19 protein-coding genes and 1 pseudogene are annotated in these 17300 nt (G+C 43.5%); 9 read left to right on the plus strand and 11 right to left on the minus strand.

What is annotated here, in order from left to right; all coding sequences use genetic code 11:
- Nucleotides 1–183: 183 nt before the first annotated feature.
- Complete coding sequence (locus tag MKY44_RS23675; protein WP_341009933.1) at nucleotides 184–1341, minus strand: Gfo/Idh/MocA family protein; 1158 nt, start codon at nucleotides 1339–1341, stop codon at nucleotides 184–186.
- A 108-nt stretch (nucleotides 1342–1449) separates the two neighbouring features.
- Here MKY44_RS23675 and MKY44_RS23680 point away from each other — a divergent pair, with 108 nt between their 5' ends.
- A complete protein-coding gene (locus MKY44_RS23680) occupies nucleotides 1450–2325 on the plus strand; it encodes an AraC family transcriptional regulator (RefSeq protein ID WP_341008847.1) in 876 nt (291 codons plus the stop codon).
- Between the two features lie 82 nt (nucleotides 2326–2407).
- On the opposite strand, the gene MKY44_RS23685 is transcribed toward MKY44_RS23680, so the two are convergent.
- A complete protein-coding gene (locus MKY44_RS23685; protein WP_341008848.1) occupies nucleotides 2408–3157 on the minus strand; it encodes a DUF3600 domain-containing protein in 750 nt (249 codons plus the stop codon).
- Nucleotides 3144–3730 (minus strand): annotated as a pseudogene (locus tag MKY44_RS23690) (sigma-70 family RNA polymerase sigma factor). Before MKY44_RS23690 ends, MKY44_RS23685 begins: the two are co-directional and overlap by 14 nt.
- Nucleotides 3731–4575: 845 nt before the next feature.
- On the opposite strand from MKY44_RS23690, the gene MKY44_RS23695 reads away from it, so the two are divergent.
- The 7 genes from MKY44_RS23695 to MKY44_RS23725 all read left to right on the plus strand — a co-directional run bounded on the left by MKY44_RS23695 (nucleotide 4576) and on the right by MKY44_RS23725 (nucleotide 9644).
- A complete protein-coding gene (locus MKY44_RS23695; RefSeq protein ID WP_341008849.1) occupies nucleotides 4576–5079 on the plus strand; it encodes a phosphatase PAP2 family protein in 504 nt (167 codons plus the stop codon).
- Between the two features lie 296 nt (nucleotides 5080–5375).
- On the plus strand, nucleotides 5376–5705 hold the full coding sequence (locus tag MKY44_RS23700; RefSeq protein WP_341008850.1) for a hypothetical protein: 330 nt from the start codon (nucleotides 5376–5378) through the stop codon (nucleotides 5703–5705).
- 359 nt (nucleotides 5706–6064) lie between these two features.
- Complete coding sequence (locus MKY44_RS23705; protein WP_341008851.1) at nucleotides 6065–6568, plus strand: DedA family protein; 504 nt, start codon at nucleotides 6065–6067, stop codon at nucleotides 6566–6568.
- 44 nt (nucleotides 6569–6612) lie between these two features.
- Nucleotides 6613–7179, plus strand: a complete 567-nt coding sequence (locus MKY44_RS23710) for a class I SAM-dependent methyltransferase (protein WP_341008853.1) — start codon at nucleotides 6613–6615, stop codon at nucleotides 7177–7179.
- 57 nt (nucleotides 7180–7236) lie between these two features.
- The gene (locus MKY44_RS23715; RefSeq protein ID WP_341008854.1) at nucleotides 7237–7917 is read left to right on the plus strand and encodes a response regulator transcription factor; all 681 of its coding nucleotides are present in this window, start codon (nucleotides 7237–7239) and stop codon (nucleotides 7915–7917) included.
- 49 nt (nucleotides 7918–7966) lie between these two features.
- Entirely contained in the window at nucleotides 7967–9010 is a 1044-nt protein-coding gene (locus MKY44_RS23720) for a sensor histidine kinase (protein ID WP_341009935.1), read from the plus strand.
- Nucleotides 9011–9044: 34 nt separating this feature from the next.
- The gene (locus tag MKY44_RS23725; protein ID WP_341008856.1) at nucleotides 9045–9644 is read left to right on the plus strand and encodes a class I SAM-dependent methyltransferase; all 600 of its coding nucleotides are present in this window, start codon (nucleotides 9045–9047) and stop codon (nucleotides 9642–9644) included.
- An 18-nt stretch (nucleotides 9645–9662) separates the two neighbouring features.
- Here the strand turns inward: MKY44_RS23725 and MKY44_RS23730 are convergent, their stop codons facing one another.
- The 8 genes from MKY44_RS23730 to MKY44_RS23765 all read right to left on the minus strand — a co-directional run bounded on the left by MKY44_RS23730 (nucleotide 9663) and on the right by MKY44_RS23765 (nucleotide 16869).
- The gene (locus tag MKY44_RS23730; protein WP_341008857.1) at nucleotides 9663–10445 is read right to left on the minus strand and encodes an SDR family NAD(P)-dependent oxidoreductase; all 783 of its coding nucleotides are present in this window, start codon (nucleotides 10443–10445) and stop codon (nucleotides 9663–9665) included.
- Nucleotides 10446–10530: 85 nt separating this feature from the next.
- Nucleotides 10531–11109: a TetR/AcrR family transcriptional regulator gene (locus tag MKY44_RS23735; RefSeq protein ID WP_341008858.1), complete on the minus strand. Its 579-nt coding sequence runs from the start codon at nucleotides 11107–11109 to the stop codon at nucleotides 10531–10533.
- Between the two features lie 55 nt (nucleotides 11110–11164).
- On the minus strand, nucleotides 11165–12163 hold the full coding sequence (locus tag MKY44_RS23740) for an NADP-dependent oxidoreductase (protein WP_341009937.1): 999 nt from the start codon (nucleotides 12161–12163) through the stop codon (nucleotides 11165–11167).
- A gap of 175 nt (nucleotides 12164–12338) precedes the next feature.
- Complete coding sequence (locus MKY44_RS23745) at nucleotides 12339–13424, minus strand: alkene reductase (protein ID WP_341008859.1); 1086 nt, start codon at nucleotides 13422–13424, stop codon at nucleotides 12339–12341.
- A 60-nt stretch (nucleotides 13425–13484) separates the two neighbouring features.
- Nucleotides 13485–14243: an SDR family NAD(P)-dependent oxidoreductase gene (locus MKY44_RS23750; RefSeq protein WP_341008860.1), complete on the minus strand. Its 759-nt coding sequence runs from the start codon at nucleotides 14241–14243 to the stop codon at nucleotides 13485–13487.
- 403 nt (nucleotides 14244–14646) lie between these two features.
- Complete coding sequence (locus MKY44_RS23755; protein ID WP_341008862.1) at nucleotides 14647–15150, minus strand: SMI1/KNR4 family protein; 504 nt, start codon at nucleotides 15148–15150, stop codon at nucleotides 14647–14649.
- 199 nt (nucleotides 15151–15349) lie between these two features.
- Nucleotides 15350–16141, minus strand: a complete 792-nt coding sequence (locus tag MKY44_RS23760) for a TrmH family RNA methyltransferase (protein WP_341008863.1) — start codon at nucleotides 16139–16141, stop codon at nucleotides 15350–15352.
- 26 nt (nucleotides 16142–16167) lie between these two features.
- Nucleotides 16168–16869, minus strand: a complete 702-nt coding sequence (locus MKY44_RS23765; protein ID WP_341009938.1) for a potassium channel family protein — start codon at nucleotides 16867–16869, stop codon at nucleotides 16168–16170.
- A gap of 128 nt (nucleotides 16870–16997) precedes the next feature.
- On the opposite strand from MKY44_RS23765, the gene sspI reads away from it, so the two are divergent.
- On the plus strand, nucleotides 16998–17231 hold the full coding sequence (sspI, locus tag MKY44_RS23770; RefSeq protein ID WP_036673259.1) for a small acid-soluble spore protein SspI: 234 nt from the start codon (nucleotides 16998–17000) through the stop codon (nucleotides 17229–17231).
- The last annotated feature ends 69 nt before the right edge of the window (nucleotides 17232–17300 follow it).

Below are 17300 nucleotides of genomic sequence, written 5' to 3' on the forward strand. Positions count from 1 at the left end.
CACCCTTTTTCTTTTGATCCAATTCATTACTGTGGAGATTATTATCTTGAAGCGAATACGAGTTAAATGGATGTAAAAACCGGGTGTATTGATTTTTTATAGTGATGTGGGTGTAATCGACTTAGTACAAAAAAAGATGCCCATTCTCACTTATGTGAGGGGGCATCTTTTTCACGTAAAATACTACGAATCCAACTTGCTCCCAAGCGTAATACTCGCATCCTCGAAGTTGTCCACCGTCGTCTTTTTTTCATAAAAGTGTACGGCATGTTGCATAATTCCTTCTCTTGTGTAAAACGCGTCTTCCGCCCCTATTGGAAAAACAACCTTTTCTCCCGTGCTTGCCGACTTATAGATACCCACAATCAGTTCAAGCGTATTCCGACCACTTTGGCCATCCACCAGAAGGGGAGAGTCTGTCTCAATAGCATTTAACACATTCTCAACTTGCCCAGCGTGACCGACATGAGTAACATCCGGTAATTCGTCAGCGAACTTCTGAATCTGCTGTTCCAACTCTCGATTCGGTTCCGGAAATCCGTTATTTCGCGCGGTAGAAGCAACCACTTTCCAAGGTGCAGATACCCGGGCTTTTTTCCCCTGAAAAATTAACTGTTGCTCCTCTCCGTGATGTACGACGGAACTGGTAATCATGCCAAGCGCCCCTTCCTGAAAGCGAAGCATCGCCATGGATATATCCTCAACTTCGGCATTATCATGTGCCGTATTTGCCATCATCGCCTGTAGTTCCACTGGAGGTCCCATCATCCAGAGCATGGCATCAATATGATGCACCGCATGATTAAGGGTACAGCCTCCGCCTTCTTTTTCCCATGTCCCGCGCCACCACAGATCATAATAATTGTGGCCCCGCCACCAGAACGAATCAACCTGCACATGTACAATCGGTCCCATCCGTTTACTGTCCAGCACACCTTTTAGCTTCATCATTGGTGTTGTAAAACGATTCTGTGCTACTACGGATAGCAACTTGCCACTTGCTTGCGCTGCTCTCAACATCAGATCCGCTTCCTCCAGAGAAGAAGCCATCGGTTTTTCGACCAACACATGTGCACCTGCTTGCATGAAATCACACGCAATGGGAGCATGCGTATACGGCGGTGTACAGACTGATACCAGATCAATGTTTTGGGCAAGTAACTCTGTGTAATCCGTGACAGCTTGTGCACCTTCCAGACCATTTTCATTAATTCGCTTCTGTGCTTTTTCCACGTAGATATCGACCACAGCAACAATCTGACATCGCTCAGGGAACGCCAAATATGCTGAGATATGTGCTCCACTAATTGCACCTGCTCCGATAATCGCCACTTTTAACATCATTGCATACCTCCCTTATTCCCTTCACAATACACAATAATAAAGCGCTTTTATGCGTTCATCTTGTGCTAAAATAAAACTATCTTGCGCATGATAAGGGAGGCATTCATGAAGTCCATCTTTCTGGGAGAACAATTTAATCTGGTCTGTCGTCGTACATCCAACACTACGTCTCGCGAAGTGTTCCATGCTCATTCGCAGCTGGAGATAACCTATATTCACGAAGGATATGGGCAGTTGATAATGGAAGGTCAGGTTTTCTCCCTTGAACCCGGTATGCTCATGATTTTTCGACCTTTTCAATTGCATCACATCCAGATTCATGTATCCAGACAGCAGCCTTTCATTCGAAATGTACTCATGGTTGAACTTGATCTACTGAAGGCACATTGGGCCCAATTTATCGTTACTCACGACTTCATACAGGACCTGCTGGAAGAACAATCCCCCATTCAGCCCATCCGACTTGCTGCCACATCCCCACTCGTTCAACGAATGGAACAATATGCAGATACGTATCCAGGTCTGTCTCCCCACGAAGTAGAGGAGGATACACGACTCTTTTTATTGGATCTGCTCGCACAACTTCGCTACCTGTGGCAAGACGGGCAGCAACGCCGCTCCCAAGATGTACTCTCGTCCAGTGCAAACGTTCTTCACCCTCATGCCGAAGCCATCATGCAATGGATTGAGCAGCATTACCAGGAGCCTTTTCGTTTGGAGCATATCGCAGACACTCTTCATCTGTCCCCCTATCATCTATCTCATGTATTCAAAAAAGCGACCGGCACCACAATTGTTGCTTATGCTCAAGCCACCCGCATTCGTCATGCCTGTGTGCTACTCACTCGGTCCTCGCTCACCGTTCCCGAAATCGGTCACCGTGTCGGTATGACCAGCCCCTCCTACTTTTGCAAAGTATTCCGTACTACCACAGGCTCTACACCACATCAATATCGGCTGAAGATGCAGGGGAGGAAGTAATGAAGTAATGGATCACAACAACAAGAAAGAAGCGAAAGAATTCACTTCTCCGCTTCTGCTCCTCTTTCACACTTCACCCGACTCAACGCAGATTGAGCTCCAACCGTTTCAAATAGGGGATTAGGCGTCTCTCTAGCTGACTTAAATCATCCTTCTGCTCCGCTGACAATCGTTCCTCATGGGTACTTCCATCCTTGTCCATCACCATAACTTTGTATTTTTTCATTTGTTCATAGACAGACTTGAACTCACGATATTGTTCCTTGGTAAATGTCTTTTCTGCCTGTTCCAACTGTTCCGTCCAAAATTGCTGCTCGTCCATCAGTTTTTTGGAGGACCCTACACTCACAGTTTCCAGCTTCTCGAAAAACGGTTCCAGCTCAGCTACAAGAAGGTTGTATCGTTCCTGCTCCACTGTACTCCACTGCTCTGGATGCATGTTTCCCTGAGAATCAGCATACTTCACGGCCATTTGCCCTAATTGCTTCAGCAAGTCCATATATTGAACAAATTCTTCTTCGCTGAAATGGGCCTTGGCCGTCTGCAGCTTTGCTTCCAACCTCATATAATCCTCAGCTGTCCCCCCCATAGCTGTGATGTTTTCCTGTGAACCGTATATTCCGTCTGCGAGATAGGTGTACCCTGCGTAGGCTCCGGTGGGAATAATGAGTACAGCAGCCAAGAGCCCCGTGACCAGCCATTTTTTTCGATTTCTTCTGATGTGTGAATCACTTCGAATACTAGCCAGCATTTTATGTTTAATCCTCGCAGGAACGGACCAGTTTTTAGTCTCTTCCTGGTAAGCTGTTCGCAACTGTTCATCGAGTTTCATGCAGATCCTCCACCTTTCCCCGCAATCTTGGATTCATCTTCTCTTTTTGTCTCAACTTCGCCAGCGCCGCATGTATACGCGATTTCACAGTTCCAAGCGGAATCTCCAATATGCAGCAATCTCCTCTTGCGTATATTCATTCAAATAATGAAGTGTGACCACCTGCTGCAGCTTGTACGGCAAACCGCGCACCTGTTCCAACAGAGGACGATTTGCCAGTTTGTTGACCAGATCAGCGGAAAAATCATATTCCATACCAACGTCAGATTTCTCGATCCGCTTGCCAAAACGAAACTGCATCAATCTTTTGCGTCGATAACTCTGAACCTGCCGCATCGTCACACCCATTAACCAGGGACGAAAAGCACGCTCCGCATCATATTGCGCCAATGATCGATACGCCTGAATGTAAATCTCTTGTACCACATCCTCCGCGTCATACTTGTCCTTGATGAGAAAGCGCACCGTTTGATATATCCCCGTCACTGTTTTCTCATATAATTCACCGTACGCTTCTTCATGCCCAGCCCGTATTAACGTTACAAGTTCTATGTACTCATCTTGCTCACTCATTATCCATCCCCCTCCTCCTTACACTATATATTGGTATGCCAGCATCATATCGTTCGATTTAATTATTGATGAGTAGGTATGGCTGAATCTTATACAAAAAGGGCCTCTGGTATTTATCATGATATAATATACCTAATTTTGATATAATTGGAGGTTCTGCATCTGAGTTATAAGATCCCCTTTGGTCTTTTGCTATTATCTATTTCGATCATCGGATTTGTAATCTCCAGAAGCAACCTCGAGGCCTACGCCACGGTAAATAGACTTATTGGGAGTTTTGGTTATCATATCGTCTCTTTTTCTTTCGAAAGCAGATATAAGGGAGTAACTTAGCAGGGGTGGTCACTACTGTGATGAAGTTTTTCAGCAAATTGTACTCAGAATATCTCCTGATTCCACGACCTCTACGTTTGTTGTTTTTATGGGGATGGATCGTTTTTTTTTTGTTGCCGGTGCCAAATTCAGATGGTTCCACTTCCTACAATAATCTGATTTCAAAAAGTCCGTCCTCATGGTACATATAAGAAGAGCTGAGTCGTCATTATGACGTCTCAGCTCTTCTTTTGTACTATCTGTTATACCACTATTTTTCGAGACAAACTTTACCTGATATTCAGAAATTCTTTAGAAAATCCCTCTCAAGTTCTTCAGAGTTTATCTCTACTATGGATACATTAATAAATCCGTATAGGAGTTGAGCATTTGAAGCTTTCCAGTCCGTCATCTACCAAATCAGCCTGGCTTCCCTGCTTTGGCTTGCAGCCGTTCCAATCTTAAATATCTTCTATGGTGTACTAAATCGCCCTGGTGATCATGTCTATAGTCTTGCAACATCCCTAGATTCCATGATCCCTTTTGTCCCGGCCTTTATCATTCCTTATTTATTATGGTACCCGTTCATTCCAGGTGCATTAATAGCACTTGCTTTTAAGGACAAACGAACCTATTTTCAAACCCTCATTGCACTTTGCAGCGGTCTGGTGATCTCGTACATCTTCTTCGCTCTGTTCCAGACAGCGATTGAGCGCCCGAACATCGAGGGGGAGGAAGGCTTTCTCATTACTATGGTTGATTACATCTACCGTAACGATCAACCCTATAACTGTTTTCCGAGTATTCATGTGCTAACCAGTTATCTGATCCTTAGAGGAACGCGTGTGTTTGGACGAGCGATATGGGCGATGACTTCCGCCTTCTCGATTGTTATCATCGTGTCTACCGTACTAGTTAAACAACATGTCGTCGTAGATATTGCGGGTGGGATCCTGGTTGGAGAGCTTTGTTTCCGCTTGGCTGGAACAACCCTCCATGCTCTCTCATCCCGTGTTAAATCGACTCGATTGGAGTGAGATGAACATTGACTGATGTCCCCTGGTTTTATCGCAAACATAGTATTCGTTTCCATATCCTTATCCATTCTGGTTTGAGTTTTCTGATAGCCTTGCTCATGACCTTCATATGTATGCTTCCGCTTGCCGCAGTTCATCATCTAGCCAAGCTGCATCTATTGCAATTGCACCTTCCATACCTTGTTCTTATTCTATTTACTACGTTTTTTGTGATATCTTTTTTCATTCTGACTCATCGCATCATTAAGGAAATTGCAACTTTGGACCACGCCATACGAATCATCTCAGGAGGAGATTTGAGCTATCGAGTGCCTCCGCTGCAACATGTTGAATTAAGAATATTTTCGTCTCAGCTTCATTCCATGGTTGATCAATTACAAGAACAGATGATCGAGGAACATGAGAGCGAGACCGCCAATAGAGAATGGATTAAAGACATATCGAATGAGCTTTACGCACCCCTAGAAGGGATAATCCGAAACGTAGAGTTGTTAAAATTCAAATCATTTACGAACCCGGAAGAATATAGACGAATTGTACAAGAAACATATACAGCTGCCTTTCAACTTCGAAAACGAATGAATGATCTAATCCAGGATGCCCGACTCTCTTTCCATGATACCTGATGAATACGGCATACCTATGGATCCTACACAACAGCACAGCTCATCCCGCACTGCATCAGAGATCTATGCCAGCACTGCAATGGGCCTTCATTCGCCAGATATATGATGAAGCTGCAAGGTGGCAAGTTAACATTAAATCACGCGAACAACATTATGGTTGTGACTGTGCCAATTGATCACCGCTCCTAAGTATATCCACCTATTCGAGTCTTGCCAGTACGTGGGCAAGGCTTTTTTCTCTTGCACGTAGTTGTTTGGCTTTACTTATGTATTCTTTAGATTTTCTTCAGATTTATACACATTAATTCCTTAGTTTTTTTCATTATGATTGCAACATCAACAAGAGAGGAGGCAAAACAATGATCAGTAATACGATCTTAGAGCTACTACATCAGTATGGATATCTGATTTTTTATTTTGCCTTCTCATTAGGACCTTTCGGGATTCCAATTCCAAATGAAATCACGATTATCAGCGGTGCCATTCTGAGCCACACAGGAGTTATCAATTCATGGATCACATACTTCTGTATTTTATCTGGACTATTAACGGCCATTACCTTTGCTTATTTTGCAGGGAAGTTATTTGGAAGCAAGATAAAACACAAGTTTCAACATCATAAACACTTCGTCAAGGCTGAACTGATTCTGAATAAAAGTGGCAATTGGGCGATGTGCATCGGTTTGTTCATTCCAATTGTGCGTTATGTTCTCCCTTTGCTTATTGGAATGAGCGGCGTGCAGTATCGGAAATTTGCTCTCATTTCATATTCCAGTGCTTTGTTATGGACCATCACCTATTTTACAGCAGGAACTTACTTCGGCGGTCCCATTCTATCTACGCTGCAATTATTCCATTTCTAACTGGTTTGATAACATACCATCACATATATGGAGGAACCACAAATATGAATTCTAATGAACCCATTTTATTTCTGAAAAGCTTTCTACAAAGCCCTAAACATGTTGGCAGTATCATACCCAGTTCCCGATTTCTCGCAAGTAAAATGGTGAAGCAAGCCTCTTGGCTAGAGGCAAAAGCAGTCGCCGAGCTTGGATCGGGTACAGGTCCTATCACTCGCTATATTCATCAACAAGTACAGGATTCCACCAAAGTCCTATTATTTGAGATGAACGAAGCGATGAGGAACACTCTTCAGACGGCATACCCGGAGTTCTCCTGTTATCCAGACGCCGCTCGATTGGTAGAATCCATGAATCAAGAGGGCGTTCAGCAACTGGATTACATTTTTAGCGGATTGCCATTCTTCAATTTTGAGCCTGAATTAAGAAATACGTTGGTATACCAGATCTATAAGGCACTCAAACCTGGAGGGTTATTCATCGCCTTTCAATATTCACTTCAAATGAAAAAAACATTATCCGAACACTTTATCATCGAAAAAATAGAATTCGTGCCTTTGAATATACCTTCTGCGTTCGTTTATGTCTGTCGCAAAAAGGAAACAATTTAAACATTCCGGACTATCGTTTACACTGATGTTATCCTAATTTTTAAGGAGTGTTGAATTATGAATACCGTTCTCGTTGTTGATGATGAACCCGATATCCGGGATGTCATTCATGTCTATTTACGTAACGAAGGATATCAGGTCATTGAAGCAGCCAATGGTGAGGAAGCGCTAAATATTATCAAAACAACATCGGTCCAACTCGTAATACTGGATGTCATGATGCCCATCATGGACGGAATCAAAGCCTGCTTCAAAATAAGAGAAGTATCATCCACTCCGATTATTATGTTATCTGCCAAGGAAGAAGACATTGATAAAATCACGGGCCTGACTACCGGGGCTGACGATTACATGGTCAAACCGTTTAATCCGCTAGAATTGCTGGCTCGCGTCAAGGCTCAGCTGCGACGTCAAACACTGATCGGGAAACCAGAATCCAATTCACTTATCCTGATTAAAGACCTTGTCATTGATACGAGTAAACATTCTGTGAAGCTCAAAGATAATGACATTTCGCTTACACCACTGGAGTTTTCCATTCTGGTGCTGCTTGCCAGCCATCCTGGACAAGTATTTAGCTCCGAGAAGATTTATGAGACCGTGTGGAAAGAACCTTATGGATATTCAGATAATACCGTGATGGTCCATATTCGTAATCTGCGAGAAAAGCTGGAATTGAATCCAAGAGAACCTCAGTATATTAAAACGGTATGGGGAGTGGGATATAAAATTGATTAAACGAATACCACAGTTTAAAAAAAAGATACAGATTAACATTCTATATCAAATGTTGATCAGTTTATTGATTTCGTTTGTTGGCTCTGTGGGTGTAAATAATATGTTAATCATAGCTGCCGCAAAAATTAGTGAAAGATTTAATTGGCCTTCGCTTCTCTACATCTTTCCTTATGTTCTAACACCAATCTTCATCGTAATTTTCACGTTAATTTTTTTGTTTTTCACACGAAAAATTGTGAGAGATCTCATTACACTAGAGCAAGGGCTTCAAATCATATCTGAAGGAAATTTGAATTACAGGGTGCCCGTTAATCGACAAGATGAACTTGGGCGCGTCGCTTCCAACATTAATCACATGACAGAACAGTTAAAGCAACAGATTGCTAAAGAACGTGAATTGGAGCAATCCAAGATGGACCTAATCACTGGCATCTCACATGACCTGCGTACACCGCTTACCAGCATAATTGGCTATATTGAGCTTCTCAAATCAGAATCATTTCAAGACAAAGCGGAGTATGACCGTTTCATACAAAACACCTATAACAAAGCAACGCATTTGAAGAAGTTACTCGATGATTTATTTGAATATACGCGTCTTAACGAAGTGAACACCCAATTGGATTTGAAAAATGTTGACCTCTGTCAGCTATTGGACCAATTGTTGTTTGAATTCGAACCTTTAGCTCAGGAGCATGGGATTCGTATTGAAAAAAAACTCGGTGATGCTCCAATCATGATTTCCCTGGATAGTGATAAGATTGCACGAGCCATCGACAATCTTCTCATGAATGCACTAAAGTATTCCTTTAAACCGGGCACGATTCATATTCGAATGAGTGTGCAGCATAATCACGTTACCATTGAAGTAGAGAATAAAGGCATACCACTAACGATAGAACAAAAAAACAGGCTGTTTGATCGCTTTTATAAGGTGGATTATTCGAGGAATAGCGAAGGTATTCAATCAGGATCTGGTCTGGGACTTTCTATTGCGAGAAACATTGCGGATTTACATCAGGGGACTTTAACACTAAAACATACGCGTAACGTATTTATATTCCAACTAAGCTTGCCTTCTAACATCCAGTGAAACATCAATAGCATTGATAATGGAGGATACCGCGATGAGAACATCCGAACCACTTCTTTTCCTGCAAGGATTTCTGAGGAACCCCAAACGAGTAGGCAGTCTCCTGCCCAGTTCCAAATTTCTAGCCCGTAAAATCGTCCAATCAGTACGATGGGATGAGGTTAGAGCCATTGCTGAGCTGGGGCCAGGAACAGGTGCCGTCACACGTCTCATGGAAGCACATTTACCGCAATCTGCAACCGTGTTTTTATTTGAAAGAGACCCCAAAATGAGAAGTAATCTGAAGAAAACTTATCCTGAATTCATGTTCCATTCGAACGCGTCCTATCTATTGAAAAGGATCAATCAAGAACATATTCATCAGTTGGATAGCATCATTTGCGGACTGCCCTTTTTTAATTTTTCCAGAGAAATGAGACAAAACATCCTGTCACAGATCCATACAGCGCTCCGACCTGGAGGCACGTTAGTTTTATACCAGTACTCCCTTCATATGAGGAAACAATTAGCTGAGTTATTTGAGATGGAGAAAATTCAATTTGTGCCTTTCAGCTTCCCTCCTGTATTTGTGTATGTTTGTCGTAAAAGACAAGATGAAGGACAACGTGTAACGATCGACTTGAGGAAGACTTGATTTATCCTCTTTATATGTTTAATGTCCTGTCTTGTCCTGTGAGGATCTAATTATGCGAGTCATCATCTTACGCGGCAACAACCGCGGCATAAACGCGATGAATCGGTTCCGAGCTCCAGGCATAATTAACGTCTTGCCACGCAAAAAGCCTCGATACCCTTCTTCGGCCACCTGTCCAGCTTCCATGATTGGACCCTGCAACATCTTCGAGACACCCATACCCGAACGATCAACAAATCCGGTGGATGTCAGGCCTGGGCACAGTGCCGTTACCGTAACACCAGTTCCGCTTACTTCATTTTCCAAAGCCTCGGTGAACGATAGCACATATGCCTTTGTTGCATAATATACCGACATCATCGGTCCAGGGAAAAAACCTACCAACGAAGCCACATTCATCACACCGCCTTGCCCACGTTGGATCATATCCGTCAAGAATAGCTTTGTCATGACGGTTAAAGCCGTTATATTCACGTCAATCATATTAACTTCTTGTTCCATATCCGTTTCCATAAACGTCCCGAACAGACCGAAGCCTGCATTGTTGACAAGATAGTCAACAACAATACCCTTTTCCTTCAGCTCATTATAAATCTCCTGTGGTACCCCAGGTGCTGCTACATCTTTGGCAATAACCGTCGCCTGAATGCCATACTTTTTCTGATACTCCTGAGCTAGATCCTGTATCTTACCCTCACTTCGTGCTACCAGCACAATATGATGTCCACCTTTGGCAAACCGATCAGCTAACTCTTTACCGATCCCACCCGATACCCCTGTGATTAGAACTGTCTTTCTCATATCGTTACCTGCCTCTCTTTTCTATAACATATGTTTCATCTGGAACATCAATTAGAATGAACATTCTATAATAGTAAAAAATGGACTACCTTAGTATGAGATCCATGGATAGTATCGCTATACGAAGCAGTTTTTCCTTGGTCATCGAGGTCTTGGCCATCCCCCTTAACCCAATGCTTACATTATGCAGATATTCCGCCAATACCTCGGCGTTGTACTCCGTTGTGAATTCACCTTCTTGCTGGCCCCACACCATAATGTCCTTGATTAGTTTCTCCGTATTTGCAAACATCTCCGTCGATCGGTGGTTCATGTCTTTATCGCGTGCCGCCAATTCTACCGTCGAATTAACAATGAAGCAGCCTGATGCTGGATGCTCCTCTCCATGAATTAAAGAACAAAATATAAACTGAAGTGCTTCAGTTGCCGTTTTGGAACGCTTTACGCCTGCTGCAAGAGCGGAGCTGATTTTGTGATCATACAGATCTACTGACTTTAGAAACAAGGTGTGTTTGTCGCCAAATGTGTCATACAAGCTTTTACGATGAATTCCCATATGATTAACCAGCTCCGTCATAGACGTCTTCTCATAGCCTTGTTCCCAAAAAAGTCTCATCGCTTTATCCAGTACAACAGACTCTTCGAACTCTTTGCTTCTCGCCATTGGCTTCCCTCCTTTTCAGAAAAACGAACATTGAATAACATGCTCTCGTTGGGCATTAAAAGGTAACAATGACTTTGCCCTGAGAGTGACCCGTGGATACTTTAATCAATGCCTTTTCAATGTCATCAAACGTATAAGTAGAATCAATCGAAGGTTTAATGTCTTCTTTTTCTACAAGAGCTGTGATTTCTTGCAATTGAATTCCACTGGAGTGCACAAATAAAAAACGATATTCATTTTGATTCTTACGCGCTAAAGAATCCAGGCGTGCACCTACGAGACCAAACAATGCTCTTTTCCACAACGGGAATTGACTGTCCACTGCAAAGCGATAATTGGGTCCTGCCTTCAAAGAGACTAATTTCCCCTGTGGTTTCAAAATGCTCAGTTCAGCTTTGATCTCGTCCGCACCCAAGGTGTCGATCACATAATCAATATCGGACAGAATATCAGCATACTGCTCGGTCTTATAATCAATGAATTGATCTGCTCCAATAGATAAACTACGTGCTCTACCCCTTTCACTGCCACTTGTAATAACCGTTAATCCCATGGACTTGGCAATCGGGATGGCCATCGCACCGAATCCACCGGTTCCGCCAGGAATAAACAACTTTTTATTCGGTTCAGCTCGGAGTACATCATGCAATGCTTGATATGCGGTCAGGGCAGTAAGGGGTACCGCAGCAGCTTCGATAAAAGACAGATTTTCAGGCATTATGGATAAGGCATCCTCATGTACAGCCGCATATTCAGCAAAAGCACCAATTTTATTTAGTGGCAATCTGGTATAAACCGGATCCCCCACTTTAAAATTCAAAACATCATCACCAACCGCTTCAATGACACCCGATAGTTCATTCCCTAAAGTTAGAGGTAACTTATAGTCGGCAATCATCCGAACACTACCATTCATATTCAAGATATCCAGCGGATTTACACCCGCAGCTTTTACTCTGACGAGAACCTCATGGCTCTGAATCTGAGGTCTCTCAATAATATTGATTTCCACTTGGATTTTTTTAGAGTATTTCTGAATTTGAGCTGCTCTCATCATATATCCTCTTCCTTTGCTTATAGACTATATAAGTTGAACTCAAGATTATTTACACTGACACTACGATGACAGAACAACCTTCCAATCGCTGTTAATGTGTAAATGATTAGTTCAACTTATGTTAGGAACATGGCGCACAATGTTCAGTTGTACGCCACCTTACTTGCTTGTGCTAGTGTAGCCCCTCTTGTGACTTTAATTCTTCCAACGTAGGATAATCCGTATAGCCCTTACTTCCCAATCCAAAGAATGTTGTCGGGTCTGCTTCATTCAGTGGCTCACCTTGTTGAAGTCGTTCCACCAAATCTGGATTAGCTAAGGACCATACACCAACCGGTACCAGATCAGCGAGACCTCGATCTAGATCTACACTGATATCCTCCAAAGTTCTTCCAGCCCGGTTAACCAATAGTGGATTTTGCCAGATCGAACGAATGTCTTGGAGCAGTTGTTCATCTCCAAGATGCATAACATGAAGGTAAGCCAAATCCAATTGAGCCAATTCTTTTACAAGATAGCGATAGAGTTCAGGGCCTTGTTCGCCATCTTGAATTCCACCCAGCGGTGTGCCTGGTGAGATACGGAAGCCTGTTCGTTCTGCACCTATTTCCTCCACGATGGCTTTGGTTACTTCAATCGCAAAGCGAGCACGATTTTCAATAGATCCGCCATACTCATCTGTGCGTGTATTCGAATTTTCTCCTAAAAATTGATTGATCAAGTAACCATTGGCCCCATGAATCTCAACGCCATCCGCCCCTGCTTGGATCGCTGCGACTGCTGCTTTTCGGAAATCGGCAATGGTCGTTTGAATATCCTCCTGACTCAATTCCCGGGGAACGGGGATATCCTGCATCCCTGTAGCCGTAAACATTTCTACACCCGGTGCGATTGCTGATGGAGCAACCGGTTGACGATGATGCGGGGTATTATCCGGATGTGACATGCGACCCGCATGCATTAATTGGATGTATACATATCCGCCAGCTTCATGCACCGCATCCGTTACCTTTTTCCATCCTTCAATATGCTTGTCGGTATAGATACCAGGTGACCACAAGTAACCCTGTCCATCATCGGAAGGTTGTGTTCCTTCCGTAATCAGGAGTCCCATCGTTGCGCGTTGAGCATAATAAAGTGCCGCCAACTCTCCAGGTGTACCATCTTCTTGTGCTCGACTGCGTGTCATAGGTGCCATCGCTAGTCGATGAGGCAATTCCATGTTGCCAATCTTTGTTTTACTCCATATCTTTTCCAATTGGATGTACTCCTCTTCTTATTTGAGATTTTATAGATGTATCCTCTAGATCCTGCTGTATTAATTCAATTCTGAAATCACCGGGTAGATTGCGCCTGTCAGTTGGAACTCATAGTTCTGGTCTACAATTCCAACGACCACTTCATTGTGATCATACAGATCGATCATGAAGCCCGCCATTTCTTTGGCCGTGTGGTACTTAGGCATATTTGCTTTGTAATCAAATCCTTCAGCATCTATTGATTTTTGTACAAATTCTGTTTCCGTGATCGCTGGTGCAAGCACCTTCGCTTTTAGTTTTGCACCCTTCAGTTCCAGTTCTTTGGCAAGACCTTCTGTGAAGGCACTAACGTAGTATTTCGATGCAGAATAAGCTACACTGCCTACAGCAATGGCATATCCGAGTGCGGATGAGACATTAATCAATTGAGTGCCTTCCACATTCGCATAATCTCGCACATACAGTGTAGATAGAACGGTCAAAGATTCGATGTTAACACGCAGCATGGTCTCCACTTTATCCAAATTCTGATCAACAATGAACGAGCCTTCTCCAAGCCCGGCATTATTAATCCAAGTCTCAATCTCATATTCTTTCAAATCGTTATACAGTTCGTACGCCTCTGCGGTAACAGACAGGTCGCATGTATGAACGACGACATTCACTTTGGGATCGATACCCTGAATAGTTGATTTAAGTTCTTCAAGCTTATCCAATCTTCTAGCTACCAAGATCAAGTTTTTACCCCGTGCTGCAAATGCCAATGCTGTTTCATATCCAATTCCTGAACTTGCTCCTGTAATCACTGTGTATTTCATCTTATTCTCTCCCTTATATTCTTTAGATTAGTATAATTTTAGTTTTGAGAACGATCGTTCTTTAATTTGTGAAAAAAAAGTTGTTAGATCTAACTTGCTGTTAGCATATCATTTCTAGAACGAACAGTAAAGAATTATTTTATATATAAAACATATGCTTGGAACATACTTAAATGAGAATAAAAACACGCTATATCAACCATTTTTATATCATAAATCGAGAATTCCTATATCGTTTCATAAATTCTTTCATTGAATAATCTAATGTCAGGCCGCTGGCCACAAGTATAACCATCAGGGCAATCAGCATTAGGCAAACACGCCTTACCCCGGCCTCGCTTACGAAAGTGATGACTTCACATATTTTCCTTCCATCACTAAACATCAACCTTTCCTAGCTACACTAATCTGAATTCAACATCATCCATGCCAGAAATTCTCCAAACGAATCGGATACCTTTTCAACCTCTTCAAATTCAGGCTCACATCCACGGACAATAGCTCCACTGTCGGTTGTTAAGTCAATGGCATAGAAGGAATATCCATCCTCCACAGACATTACGATCGGCAAGTGATGATCCCACCAGGCCGTTAGCTCTGACTGCCAAATAGAATCACCCTCTGCTGCCTCCAAACTAAGCATTTCAAATTCATTCCATTGGAATGCGGTCTCTGAGCTATTGTTGAACTCAGCCTCACAAATAAACCAGGTTTGCTCATCCGGTGCAACGCATTTTTCAACTACATTTAGAAATTCTAAATATTCATCTGGAAGTCCTTTATATCTTGAAGTAATGCCGCTGTTTAAATGTAGCTGTAAACCGGATTTACTCATTATGTCCCAGCCCTTTTCCCCAGCCCAAGTCATAAATTCCCTAAAGTGAGTGTTTCCTTTTCCATTATTCATTTCCAAATTATACACCTGCCCATCAGCTTAAGAAATAGAAACTATATCACCTATTCGGGATTTGAATGGAAAATCCCTCCTGTGGTGCTTCAAAGAGAAAGACAAAAAGACTGGAAAAATGGTTGGGAAAAGCGGCAACCAGGTTCCAGCCTTTGGTGGTTGGGGGAAAGTTAATTTTAAATTGGACAGGAATTATTAGTTAGTTAAACATCCGCTGTCTCATCGACTCAAACAACAGAATCGTTGCCGCCATTGCAGCGTTAAGCGACTCTGCCTGTCCCTGCATCGGAATCGTAATCGCATCATCTACCAAACGTGCTGTAGAATCCGAGATACCTTTGCCTTCGTTACCAATGACAAGCCATACCGACTGCGTAAAATCATAACTATAACATGAATGCTCTGCCTGCAAAGAAGTACTTACCAGCTTCACGCCCGCAGCCTTCGCTTCGGGAAGCAAGGATTCCAACTGGCCCTCCACAATGGGCAAATGAAACAATGACCCCATCGTCGAGCGAATCGTCTTCGGGTTATACACATCAGCACAGCCCGCGCCAAGTACAACCCCCGCTGCTCCAGCTGCGTCCGCACTACGGATGATCGTCCCCACATTACCCGGGTCTTGAACTCCGTCCAGCACCACAACAAGCCCGCGCGCTCCGGTAATTAGGCTTTCCAGTGGCTCACTGCCTTTACGCACAATTGCGAATACAGGCTGTGGTGTCATCGTATCCGTACATTTGGCGATAACCGCAGGAGATACACTAACCCACTCCACACGCTGTAGCGGATTCTCAAGCCCGGCGAGTTCGCTAGGTACGCCTTGCTCTCCGTCGTACACGATGCACTCCAGATCTGCTCCGGCGCGCAATGCTTCCTGTACCAGATGAATGCCCTCAATGATATATTTATGTTGACGGGTACGATGCTTTTTCTCCAGCAACTGCGCCCATTCTTTTACACGTGTATTTTGCGGTGATACAATATCCATCTTTCCATCCTTCCCATCTGCATCCATCACTTCGGATACGCAAGCTCCATTTTCGTCAAATGATCCTTGTGACCCACAATGATCAGCACATCTCCTTCTTCGATCCGGTCCTCCGCGTACGGCGAGATGTTCATCGAATTCCCACTGCGAATCGCCATCACGTTACAACCAAAACGTGCACGGATATTTAATTCCATCAGGTTTTTACCGATCATTTGCTCGGAGGCTCTCATCTCCAAAATGCTGTAATCCTCAGATAACTCGATGTAATCCAGTATATTAGGCGAGGTCAGATGATGGGCTACGCGTAGTCCCATATCCCGCTCAGGATAGATGACTTTATCTGCCCCAATCTTCTGCAATACCTTACCATGAAGCTCATTTTGGGCTTTTACGATCAGCACCGGTACACCCATATCTTTCAATATCAGGGTTGTCAGAATGCTCGCCTGAATATCTTCACCAATCGCCACAACGACAACGTCGAAATTCCGTATGCCCAGCGCACGTAGCGCTTCTTCATCTGTTGAATCTGCCGATACCGCATGGGTCACCACATTGGACATTTCCTGAGTCCGCTGCTCGTCCGCATCAATTGCCAGCACGTCGAATCCCATACCACTCAGTGCATTGGCAACACTTGATCCGAACCGTCCCATACCAATTACGGCATACTGTTTCTTGGCCATTAGGGTCTTAACCTCCCGCTGCACTTCAGCATGAAGCATCATTACGGATACCCATGCTAACGTAAATAATCCTTCGTAGTATACCACAAAGCCTGATAAACTTGAATGCGCTCGCGCTTCCCAGGGAACAGTATTAGAGCAGCCGAATATACGAGGAGGGAATTGCGATGCCCATTACATTAAGCCTGCGTGAAGCGATTGTTCATAAAGTTCATGACAAGAGTGATGATCAGCTCCGGGAGATGATTGAAGGTTCAGTAGATGGACCAGAAGCTGCATTACCTGGACTTGGCGCCATTTTCGAGATGATCTGGAAGAACACAGAACCTGCCAAGCAGGAAGAACTCATTCAAATCGCGCAGGAGCATCTGCACACCATTCCCGTTCAACCACTTCGCTAATCGAAGCATTGAAGGGTAAGGTAACCATCATTACGTTTGTTCTGTCTGCAAAAGAAAGCTTTCCCTTAT

This window comes from Paenibacillus sp. FSL R7-0026 (assembly GCF_038004485.1).
Classification (GTDB): domain Bacteria; phylum Bacillota; class Bacilli; order Paenibacillales; family Paenibacillaceae; genus Paenibacillus; species Paenibacillus xylanexedens_A.

Coding starts and splice junctions, on each gene's coding strand:
- MKY44_RS23760 (WP_341008863.1), bottom strand. CDS start 16,141: ATGGATATTGTATCACCGCAAAATACACGTGTAAAAGAATGGGCGCAG.
- MKY44_RS23725 (WP_341008856.1), top strand. CDS start 9,045: ATGAGAACATCCGAACCACTTCTTTTCCTGCAAGGATTTCTGAGGAAC.
- MKY44_RS23705 (WP_341008851.1), top strand. CDS start 6,065: ATGATCAGTAATACGATCTTAGAGCTACTACATCAGTATGGATATCTG.
- MKY44_RS23755 (WP_341008862.1), bottom strand. CDS start 15,150: ATGAATAATGGAAAAGGAAACACTCACTTTAGGGAATTTATGACTTGG.
- MKY44_RS23680 (WP_341008847.1), top strand. CDS start 1,450: ATGAAGTCCATCTTTCTGGGAGAACAATTTAATCTGGTCTGTCGTCGT.
- MKY44_RS23695 (WP_341008849.1), top strand. CDS start 4,576: ATGATCCCTTTTGTCCCGGCCTTTATCATTCCTTATTTATTATGGTAC.
- MKY44_RS23740 (WP_341009937.1), bottom strand. CDS start 12,163: ATGAGAGCAGCTCAAATTCAGAAATACTCTAAAAAAATCCAAGTGGAA.
- MKY44_RS23715 (WP_341008854.1), top strand. CDS start 7,237: ATGAATACCGTTCTCGTTGTTGATGATGAACCCGATATCCGGGATGTC.
- MKY44_RS23685 (WP_341008848.1), bottom strand. CDS start 3,157: ATGAAACTCGATGAACAGTTGCGAACAGCTTACCAGGAAGAGACTAAA.
- MKY44_RS23735 (WP_341008858.1), bottom strand. CDS start 11,109: ATGGCGAGAAGCAAAGAGTTCGAAGAGTCTGTTGTACTGGATAAAGCG.
- MKY44_RS23720 (WP_341009935.1), top strand. CDS start 7,967: ATGTTGATCAGTTTATTGATTTCGTTTGTTGGCTCTGTGGGTGTAAAT.
- MKY44_RS23730 (WP_341008857.1), bottom strand. CDS start 10,445: ATGAGAAAGACAGTTCTAATCACAGGGGTATCGGGTGGGATCGGTAAA.
- MKY44_RS23710 (WP_341008853.1), top strand. CDS start 6,613: ATGAATTCTAATGAACCCATTTTATTTCTGAAAAGCTTTCTACAAAGC.
- sspI (WP_036673259.1), top strand. CDS start 16,998: ATGCCCATTACATTAAGCCTGCGTGAAGCGATTGTTCATAAAGTTCAT.
- MKY44_RS23750 (WP_341008860.1), bottom strand. CDS start 14,243: ATGAAATACACAGTGATTACAGGAGCAAGTTCAGGAATTGGATATGAA.
- MKY44_RS23765 (WP_341009938.1), bottom strand. CDS start 16,869: ATGCTTCATGCTGAAGTGCAGCGGGAGGTTAAGACCCTAATGGCCAAG.
- MKY44_RS23675 (WP_341009933.1), bottom strand. CDS start 1,341: ATGTTAAAAGTGGCGATTATCGGAGCAGGTGCAATTAGTGGAGCACAT.